We start from the raw sequence: 9,392 nt of genomic DNA, 5'->3' as shown, positions 1-9,392 counted from the left end.
GGACCATATCGCCTTAAAGGTATATGAACGCTTCGAAAAAATTGTCGAACACTATAAAGCAAATGGCCAGATCATCGATATTCCGGCCTACAGCGTATTTCGCTTGTCCCTCTCAACCATCTTTGGGTATTTAATTGCCCGTTATATGATTCTGCCTGAAGCAGACTGGGATGATGAAGCAGAAACAGAGAGAACAGTTCAATTCATCCTGCATGGATTGGGCGGACTGAACAGCAAGTAAAAACCGGGCACTCATGCCCGGTTTTTTTACTTGTTTGCCTGGTATACGGATTAAAAAAAACTTGATAATTTCCAGTTCGCTATTAAAATGCCGTTTTCGCTATAATTAAGAGAGTTTCGCTATAAAATCTTGGTTTTCGCTATAAAAAATAAATTTTCGCTATTAAATAGTGATTTTCGCTATACTATTTTTTTCTTACTATACTAATTCATTTTTCGCAAGTGCAGTGGCTGTTCAGGAACGCTAAAAAAGCCAGCGTACCAATGTATGACAGTGAAAATTCTACTTTTCGACTAAAAATCCACTTTAGAATCTGTTAAAAGATCAAAGAGAGGAACAACCAGAATAGCTGTTCCTCATTTTATTATATCTTCTATCCGTACCCTGTACAGCTTATCGTCACCTGCCGCAGGAGTCCCCCGCCCATCGGTATTATTGCTGATGAAATATACATAGCCGCCATCAATCAGTACATCTCTGATCCGGCCTACGCCATTGACGACTTCCCTGGTTGTTTTCGCCGCTGGATCAAATTCGCGCAAAGCATTTCCTCTCAATGTTGCAACATACAACTTTCCGTCATGCACCGCCATTCCAGATGGTGCCCATGTATTATCCCCTGACTGAAAAAGCGGAGTTTTCATGCCTTGCTTCTTTTCATCGCCGGTAATTTCTGGCCAGCCGTAATTCTTGCCACCTTCGATAATATTGATTTCATCATGTGCAGACGGACCATGCTCGCTTGCGTACATCGTTCCATCCTTTTCCCAGGCCATTCCCTGTGGATTGCGATGCCCGTAGCTGTACACATAGGAACCAGTGAAAGGATTATCTTCCGGGACGGAGCCATCAAGGTTCAAGCGCAAAATTTTCCCGCCTAAAGAGTCAAGGTCCTGGGCGATTTCAGGCGTTGCTGCTGCATCACCAGCGGTTGCATAAAGCTTCCCATCCGGGCCAATCTTAAGACGTCCGCCATGGTGGAAGCGGCCACTCGGAATTTTATCTAGTAAAAGTTTGCCTTCTATCCATTCATTATTTTTCAAGGTTAATTCGACAATCCGATTGAATTGCCCGGTGCCGTTCTCGTATGTGTAATAGGCAAATGCCTTAGTAGATTGCTCAAAATCTGGTGCCAGCACAAAACCAAGCAGTCCTGCTTCGGCTGCCTGGGCTAACCCTTTTTTCAAGGAAACCTTCTGTCTCGTCATTCTTCCATCTTCTACTTTTACAATCGTACCCGGCCGTTCGCTGAGGTAAAACGTTTCACCGAGCTTGTTGATGGACCATGGGACTTGCAGGTTTTCAGCAACAGCTTCCAAATTATCAACCGGCACGACGGCTTCCTGATCCTGATCCTGAGCCTTTCCCTTTTCTTCTTTCGGCTTTGTCCCATCATCTGCACCTGAACACCCGGCAAGAACCATCAGCATCGCAGCCAACACATACAAAAATTTTCTCATGACACCCGACCCTTCCTTAAATTTTGCTTACTTTTTATTCCGAAACAAACTTGCTAAAAAGCCAACTTCGTTCTGAAAAATCAGTCCTCCAGCACAGCCATAATCGCCTTGCCAACGCCACTTTCTTCATTAGTATGCGTGACCTCGCCGCACAACGTCTTGATTTCATCGACAGCATTGCCCATTGCTACAGGCTTGCCGACTCTTTTAAGCATCGATACATCATTAAAATTATCTCCGAGAGCCATCGTTTCTTCTAAAGTGATTCCCCTGGATGTGACGAATTTTTCAAGCGCGACTCCCTTTTGGGCATCAAGACTCGTGATTTCAATGTTCTCGCTGCCTGATGAGCTGATTGCCAGCCCTTCAATTTCTTTTAGTGCCACGTTTGCAGCTTCAAGCTTTTCAGGGTCAAGGGAAAAAGCGAGGAGCTTGTATATTTCATATTGATTTTGTTCAAATAGCCTGTCATAGTGATCAATCTTACGAACCAGCCCTTTATGCACCCTTTCCTCTGCTGCATCCACAATTTGATCAATCGGAACTTCAGGATTTGCTGTTGAAAAAATATCGACGATAATGGAGATCGCCTTATCCTCGTCTTCTGTAAATGTTCCTTCATTTGTATAAACCTCGAAATAAACCCCGTTCTCAACCAGGCGCAACGCTGCCTGACGAGCCTGCTCTTTCTTAAGCGGATTAGAAGAAACGATTTCACCAGTCTTCGAGCGCACTTCTGCCCCGTTCACACAGATCATCGGCAAACGAATGCCTGCTTCTTCCAGCACAAATTTTGCTTCCTGGTAAGAGCGGCCTGTCGCTACAACAACCTCCACGCCATTATCCAGCGCCTTACGTATCGCTTCCCGATTTTCCTGTGTTATCTGCTGGGTTGCCGTTAATAATGTTCCATCCATATCTGTTGCAATACATCTAATCATGATTTCACCTTCTGCAATTATTTTCAGTCTTATCATCATGATAGACCTTCAAACATTTCACTTCAAACATTACGTGTATATACTTGTTTCTCTTTCATTATTGCCATCTTGATTTCCTGCTTAATCATGGATTCATGCGATTTAAACACATACCCTATAAATTTAAATTTCTCTGATACTTTCATATTGTCATTAATAGATTCATATGCTATTATGTATCCACAGCTGCAATCGTTTGCATAACTGGATAGCCTATAAGGAGTCATTTTACAGAAATCCATTTGTATCAATGTATTTCTTGTTTTTATCCCTATTATGTAAGCGTTTTAAAGGTGTTCTGTATAGAAATGATCTTCTAAGTATTTTTGCAAAAATATGCAAACGCTTTCGGAACGCATGTGATTGCATGCAAAAAAACAAAAATTTTTGGGGGTATCTCAACAATGAAAGCAAAAAAGCTATTTCCAGCAGTTCTTTCTCTTGGGCTTTTAGTTGGCGGAGGTCTTGCAGGATGTTCATCAAGTGATGACAAGGCAACAGGTGACAAAGGTAAAGACGGAGAAGAAGTTACCGTTGACATTTTCCAATTCAAAGTGGAATTCAAGGATCAGTTCGAAACTCTTGCAAAAGCTTATGAAGACGCTCATAAAAACGTCGACATCAACATCACAACAGTTGGCGGCGGAGAAGATTACGGTGCTGCACTAAAATCTAAATTCGCTTCAGGCAATGAACCTTCTATTTACAACGTCGGCGGACCGCAGGACGTTGCAGACTGGCAAGATAAGCTTGCTGACCTTTCTGACACAAAAGCTGCAAAAGCTGCTCTTAACGGCACGCTTGAAGGCGTAACAAAAGACAATAAAGTACTTGGACTTCCATACAACCAGGAAGGCTATGGCTTCATTTATAACAAAGGCATTTTTGAAAAAGCAGGAATCGATCCAAAGAGCATCAATAGCTACAAAGCTTTAGAAGAAGCTGTAAAGACTCTTGACAGCAAAAAGAAAGACCTTGGTCTTACATCAGTATTTGCACTTCCTGCAAAAGAAACTTGGGTAACAGGACTTCACTTATCAAACGTGTTCCTTGCACCTGAATTCGACCAGAACGTAATCAACGCTTTCGAAGCTAAAGAAGTTACTTTCGAGCATGGCGATGCATTCAAGAAAATTCTTGACCTGCAAAACAAATACTCTGACCAGCCAACTGTAAGCCTTGACTACGCTAAGCAAGTTGAAGAGTTGTTCTCTACTGGCAAAGCTGCAATCATTCAGCAAGGTAACTGGGTATCTGGTTCAATCGCTGGTATCGACGAAGAGCTTGCTAACAGCGGCGTAGGAATCCTTCCTATCCCGGTTGAAGGCTACAAAGAAGATTCAATCCCAGTTGGCGTACCTATGTACTGGGCTGTAAACAGCAACAAGGATGAAAAAGAAGTAGCAGCAGCGAAGGAATTTTTAGACTGGTTGTACACTTCTGAAGAAGGTAAAACAGCTGTAATCGAAGATTTCAAATTCATTCCTGCATATGACGGATTTGACGCTGGCAAGATCTCTGATCCTCTAGCAAAAGAAATCTACCAGTACTCTCAAGACGGCAAGACTTTAGCTTGGACATTCATGGGTTACCCAACTGGATGGGGACAAGAAAAGCTTGGCGTGAACATTCAAAAATATGTGAGCGGCGAAATGAGCTGGGATGATCTTGTAAAAGAATCTTCTAAAGCTTGGTCAGACGCTCGTAAGTAATACCTTTTCACAAAAAGAGGAAACAGAACAGCTTTGGCTGTTTTGTTTCCTACCTTTTTTTCTAGAAGTTAAAAACAAAAAAAAAGTTTGTACAAACGTTTGCACAATAATCGATTTTTCACTAAATTCGTGTAATCCCTTCCCAGGCATTACATAGACAGGAGGATTTACAGATGCGTAACCGGAATCTCTGGTACTGGCTTTTCCTCGCTCCAGCATTGTTCGCGCTTGCTGTAGTTGTGATTCTGCCGCTTGCTTACGGAGTGTATTACTCATTTACTGATTGGAACGGGATTAAGACACCATCATTTGTAGGCCTTGAACATTATAAAGCCTTATTCCAGGATAAAGAATTTATTGATTCTTTAAAATTCACAACCTTATTCACAGTTGTTTCTGTGTTCTTAATCAACTTTTTTGGCCTCTCTTTGGCGTTGCTCGTCACGCAAAAATTCAAAACAAATAATCTCCTTAGAACGATTTTCTTCATGCCGAACCTTATCGGCGGACTTATTTTAGGTTTCATCTGGCAGTTCATTTTCACAAAGGTTTTCGCCAGCGTAGGCGAGATTTTTGGAATTGAAGGCTTGCAAGGCTGGCTGTCCACTACAACCACAGGATTCTGGGCAATGGCAATCCTGATGAGCTGGCAAATGGCTGGTTATATCATGGTCATTTACATCTCATTCCTTGAAGGTGTACCGCAGGAATTGCTTGAAGCAGCAGAAATCGATGGCGCAAACAGCTTCCAGCGTTTCTACCATGTCACTTTCCCGCTTGTCATGCCTGCATTCACTGTCAGCTTGTTCCTGACATTATCTAACTCATTCAAGCTTTACGACCAAAACCTATCGCTTACTGGCGGCGGACCGTACAATTCGACGCAAATGGTGGCGATGGAAATTTTCAAGACAGCGTTCGTTGAAAACGCGATGGCTTTCGCTCAGGCAAAAGCAGTCATTTTCTTCTTGATTGTTGCAGTCATTTCATTGACACAGGTTTACATCAATAAGAAACGGGAGGTCGAGATGTAATGAAGAAGAAAAAGCAGAGCAGAATTATTTTAGAAATTCTCGGCATCTTTTTGGCACTGATCTGGCTTTCCCCGTTTTATCTGATGATCGTCAACTCTTTTAAAACAAAACGAGAAATGTTTGAAGATACAATAAAGCTTCCGGATGTTTTCACATTCGAGAACTATACGGTTGCTTTTGAACGTCTCGATTTCATCAAAACATTCTTTAACTCCGTATTGATTACGGTTCTTGCGGTAGCTGTCATCATTGTCTTCTCTTCGATGGCTGCATATGCCCTATCCAGAAGAGGCGGAAAAACGAGCGGAATCATCTTCATGCTTTTTGTGGCTGCGATGCTCATCCCTTTCCAATCGGTCATGATTCCATTGGTTTCGATTTTCGGAAAGGCAGAAATGCTGAACAGAGCCGGTCTGATCTTTATGTATCTTGGCTTTGGCGCAAGCTTATCCATCTTCCTTTATCATGGAACTTTAAGCGGGATTTCAAAGTCACTTGATGAAGCAGCAACAATTGACGGAGCGAATAAGTTCCAGATTTTCTGGTACATCATCTTCCCGATGTTAAAACCAGTGTCTGTAACCGTCGCGATTCTGAATATCATCTGGATTTGGAACGATTACCTGCTTCCTTCTCTGGTCATCAACCAGCAAGGAATGGAAACCATTCCGCTAAAAATGTTCTTCTTCTTTGGAGAATACACAAAGCAATGGCATTTGGCTTTGGCAGGTTTAACAATCGCGATCATTCCAGTTATCATTATTTACTTCTTCCTTCAAAAGCAAATCATCAAGGGAGTATCAGAGGGTTCTGTAAAATAATAATCTTGCACGAACAATCGATCGTATAGGGAGAGACGACCAATGGCAGTCACAATTAAAGATGTAGCAAAGGCAGCCGCTGTTTCACCTTCGACCGTTTCCAGGGTGGTAGCCGACCATCCTCATATCAGTGAAGAAACCAAGAAGCGTGTACGAAAAGAGATGAAGAAGCTCGGATACCATCCTAATCTCCAAGCTCGAAGCCTGGTTGTCAAGAGTACCGAAGCAATCGGCATCGTCATGCCCAATTCGGCTACACAGGCACTGCAAAACCCGTTTTTTCCTGAAGTACTCAGGGGAATCAGCATGAAAGCACATGAGGATAAATTCGGAGTGTATTTAACGACAGGCATTACGAATGATGAAATTTTCGAACAGGTTGTTTCTATGGTCCAGGGCCGCAGAGTCGACGGCATCATCCTCCTTTATTCGAAAACGGATGACAAGATCATGAAATATTTACTGGATGAGAATTTCCCTTTCACCGTCATTGGCCGGCCGTACAAGAACGCCGAACGGATTACCCATGTAGATAATGACAATATATATATAACGAAACAAGTAACAGACTATTTAATCAATCTTGGTCATAGCAAGATTGCTTTTATCGGAGTCAATTTAGACTACGTCTTTACAATTGACCGGCTTGAGGGATATAAACAAGCACTCCAGGAAGCTAGTATCCCATATGACGAAACGTATATTATTCATGAGAAATGCTTAAAATCAGAAGGAAAAGAAGGCATTACAAAATTCCTTTCGTCTTATGAGCCCCCTACCGCCCTGGTCGTGGCAGATGATTTCACTGCCATAGAGCTCATGAGCCATTCAGAGGACTTGAATATCAAAGTGCCAGAGGAGATTTCAATTGTTAGCTTTAATGATGTTCCTCTTTCGGAGCATATGAAGCCGCAGCTGACGTCCGTGAACATCGATATCTTTCAGTTAGGCTTTGAAGCAGCTAACTGTTTAATAGAGATCATTAAAAATCCAAAGGCTCTTCCTAAGCGGATCACAATTCCCGCTAAAATGGTCGAGCGAAAATCGTGCAGTGCTATCGATGCTAAACATTAACCGATACAGTGCAGCGAAGACAGGGTATTTTCCTGTAAAACAGGAAATGCCAATTCACCTTGGCAGTGCAAAACTTTTAAAGTAAAATTACTGGATACATCAGGTTTTTTACAAAGAAATGAGGGTTCAAATGAAACACACATGGTGGAAAGAAGCGGTCGCCTATCAGGTATATCCTAGAAGCTTCATGGATTCAAATGGAGATGGCATCGGTGATTTACAAGGAATGATTTCAAAACTTGATTACATGAAGGATTTGGGTATCGATGTCATCTGGATTTGCCCGATGTACAAATCCCCTAATGATGATAATGGCTATGATATCAGCAATTACCAGGATATTATGGACGAATTTGGCACGATGGAAGACTTTGACCAGCTGTTAAAAGAAACACATAAGCGGGGCATGAAGCTGATCATCGACCTCGTTATTAACCATACAAGTGATGAACACGCCTGGTTCCTCGAATCTCGCGAGTCAAAAGACAGCCCAAAACGCGATTGGTATATCTGGCGCGATGGCAAGGATGGCGCAGAACCAAACAACTGGGAGAGCATCTTTGGCGGTTCGGCATGGGAATATGATGAAACAACGGACCAATACTTCCTGCATATTTTCTCACGCAAGCAGCCTGACCTGAACTGGGAAAACAAAGAAGTCCGCACAGCGTTATATGACATGATCAACTGGTGGCTTGATAAAGGAATCGACGGCTTTCGTGTAGATGCAATCAGCCATGTTAAAAAAGAAGACGGACTAAAGGACATGCCGAACCCTGAAGGTCTGCAGTATGTCTCTTCATTCGATAAGCATATGAATGTGGATGGAATCCAGCAATACCTAGAGGAACTGAAGCAGGAAACTTTCTCGAAATACGACATCATGACTGTCGGTGAGGCAAATGGGGTCAGTATCGAAGAAGCAGACCTATGGGTTGGAGAAGAAAACGGCAAGTTCAATATGGTATTCCAGTTTGAACACCTTGATCTATGGGATTCAGAAAAGAAAGCTCTAGACCTTGCAAAATTGAAAAAGGTGTTCACCCGCTGGCAAAAAGGCCTCGAAGGTAAAGGCTGGAACGCATTATTCATCGAGAACCATGATAAAGCACGTATCGTCTCCACATGGGGAAATGACAAGGAATACTGGCGTGAAAGTGCAACCGCGCTTGCATCTATGTACTTCTTGATGCAGGGTACACCATTCATCTATCAAGGCCAGGAAATCGGCATGACAAATGTCCAATTCCCTTCCATTGATGATTATGATGATGTAGCCATCAAGAATCTTTATAAGATCCGCCGTGAAAATGGCGTATCCCATGAAGAAATCATGGAATTCATCTGGGCAACGAGCCGCGATAACTCGCGTACGCCGATGCAATGGTCAGCTTCTGAGAACGCAGGCTTCACTACCGGCAAGCCATGGCTTGGAATGAATCCAAATTATCAAAGTGTTAACGTCGAGCAGCAGCTTGCTGACCCTGACTCCATTCTTCATTTTTATAAAAAAATGATCGAGATGAAGAAACAAAATGAGGTTTTCACCTATGGAATTTATGATTTAGTTCTTGAAGAACAAGAGCAAATCTATGCTTACACTCGTACACTAGACGAGCAGCAAGCAATCGTGATTTCAAACCTTTCCGGTGAACCGGCAGCGTTTGAATATGATGGCTTCCCACTTGATTCAAGCAAGCTATTGCTAAGCAATCATGAGGTAGAACAGCACGGACCAGTTACATCCTTCACGTTAAAACCTTTTGAAACGAGAGTTTATGTGAAATAATTATTTTTTGAGGGTGTCCCTAAAGTATCTTGGGACACCCTTTTAGATACTGTAAACAAACTCGGAAAACAAGTTTTTCGACAATAAAAGCTCTTATGACCATTCAGGTCAATAATCTTTTAACGAATGGTCTTTAAAACTCGACAAAATAAGAGGGTGTCCCAAAAGTATCTTGGGACACCCTTTTATTATATATGATCGTTGTCAGTTGATTTCCGCTTCGGTCATTTGAATCCTAAACTGCTCAGGCACTAAGGCTTTTCATTTTAGAAGCATTGAAA

At 42.3% G+C, this 9,392-nt stretch carries 7 protein-coding genes and 1 pseudogene; 6 read left to right on the top strand and 2 right to left on the bottom strand.

All coding sequences use genetic code 11. The features are described from left to right. Window positions 1-241: pseudogene (locus WB217_RS14435) on the top strand (TetR/AcrR family transcriptional regulator); the annotation flags it as partial. A 356-nt stretch (window positions 242-597) separates the two neighbouring features. Here the strand turns inward: WB217_RS14435 and WB217_RS14430 are convergent. Next, complete coding sequence (locus tag WB217_RS14430) at window positions 598-1,701, bottom strand: PQQ-dependent sugar dehydrogenase (RefSeq protein WP_423993928.1); 1,104 nt, start codon at window positions 1,699-1,701, stop codon at window positions 598-600. An 80-nt stretch (window positions 1,702-1,781) separates the two neighbouring features. After that, window positions 1,782-2,642 carry a Cof-type HAD-IIB family hydrolase gene (locus WB217_RS14425; protein WP_423993927.1) on the bottom strand — a complete coding sequence of 287 codons (861 nt, stop codon included), beginning with the start codon at window positions 2,640-2,642 and terminating at the stop codon, window positions 1,782-1,784. A 443-nt stretch (window positions 2,643-3,085) separates the two neighbouring features. On the opposite strand from WB217_RS14425, the gene WB217_RS14420 reads away from it, so the two are divergent. The 5 genes from WB217_RS14420 (at window position 3,086) to WB217_RS14400 (ending at window position 9,111) form a co-directional block, all read left to right on the top strand. Continuing rightward, window positions 3,086-4,393 carry an ABC transporter substrate-binding protein gene (locus WB217_RS14420; protein ID WP_423993926.1) on the top strand — a complete coding sequence of 436 codons (1,308 nt, stop codon included), beginning with the start codon at window positions 3,086-3,088 and terminating at the stop codon, window positions 4,391-4,393. Between the two features lie 173 nt (window positions 4,394-4,566). After that, window positions 4,567-5,427: a carbohydrate ABC transporter permease gene (locus tag WB217_RS14415; protein WP_423993925.1), complete on the top strand. Its 861-nt coding sequence runs from the start codon at window positions 4,567-4,569 to the stop codon at window positions 5,425-5,427. Next, window positions 5,427-6,248, top strand: coding sequence for a carbohydrate ABC transporter permease (locus WB217_RS14410; RefSeq protein WP_423993924.1), 822 nt, complete (start codon window positions 5,427-5,429; stop codon window positions 6,246-6,248). Before WB217_RS14415 ends, WB217_RS14410 begins: the two co-directional genes overlap by 1 nt. Window positions 6,249-6,290: 42 nt before the next feature. Beyond that, window positions 6,291-7,322 (top strand): LacI family DNA-binding transcriptional regulator, encoded by a 1,032-nt coding sequence (locus tag WB217_RS14405; RefSeq protein WP_423993923.1) that lies wholly within the window; start codon window positions 6,291-6,293, stop codon window positions 7,320-7,322. 130 nt (window positions 7,323-7,452) lie between these two features. Then, entirely contained in the window at window positions 7,453-9,111 is a 1,659-nt protein-coding gene (locus tag WB217_RS14400) for a glycoside hydrolase family 13 protein (protein WP_423993922.1), read from the top strand. Window positions 9,112-9,392 lie beyond the last annotated feature (281 nt).

It is taken from the genome of Mesobacillus sp. (genome assembly GCF_049588175.1).
Lineage (GTDB): Bacteria > Bacillota > Bacilli > Bacillales > Cytobacillaceae > Mesobacillus.
The sequence above is the reverse complement of the archived record's forward strand: the minus strand, read 5'-3'. Positions and strand labels throughout refer to the sequence as shown.

What these genes read in the sequence shown, in the direction of transcription:
- WB217_RS14425 (WP_423993927.1), bottom strand. Translation starts at nt 2,642, where the DNA reads ATGATTAGATGTATTGCAACAGATATGGATGGAACATTATTAACGGCA.
- WB217_RS14430 (WP_423993928.1), bottom strand. Translation starts at nt 1,701, where the DNA reads ATGAGAAAATTTTTGTATGTGTTGGCTGCGATGCTGATGGTTCTTGCC.
- WB217_RS14400 (WP_423993922.1), top strand. Translation starts at nt 7,453, where the DNA reads ATGAAACACACATGGTGGAAAGAAGCGGTCGCCTATCAGGTATATCCT.
- WB217_RS14415 (WP_423993925.1), top strand. Translation starts at nt 4,567, where the DNA reads ATGCGTAACCGGAATCTCTGGTACTGGCTTTTCCTCGCTCCAGCATTG.
- WB217_RS14420 (WP_423993926.1), top strand. Translation starts at nt 3,086, where the DNA reads ATGAAAGCAAAAAAGCTATTTCCAGCAGTTCTTTCTCTTGGGCTTTTA.
- WB217_RS14410 (WP_423993924.1), top strand. Translation starts at nt 5,427, where the DNA reads ATGAAGAAGAAAAAGCAGAGCAGAATTATTTTAGAAATTCTCGGCATC.
- WB217_RS14405 (WP_423993923.1), top strand. Translation starts at nt 6,291, where the DNA reads ATGGCAGTCACAATTAAAGATGTAGCAAAGGCAGCCGCTGTTTCACCT.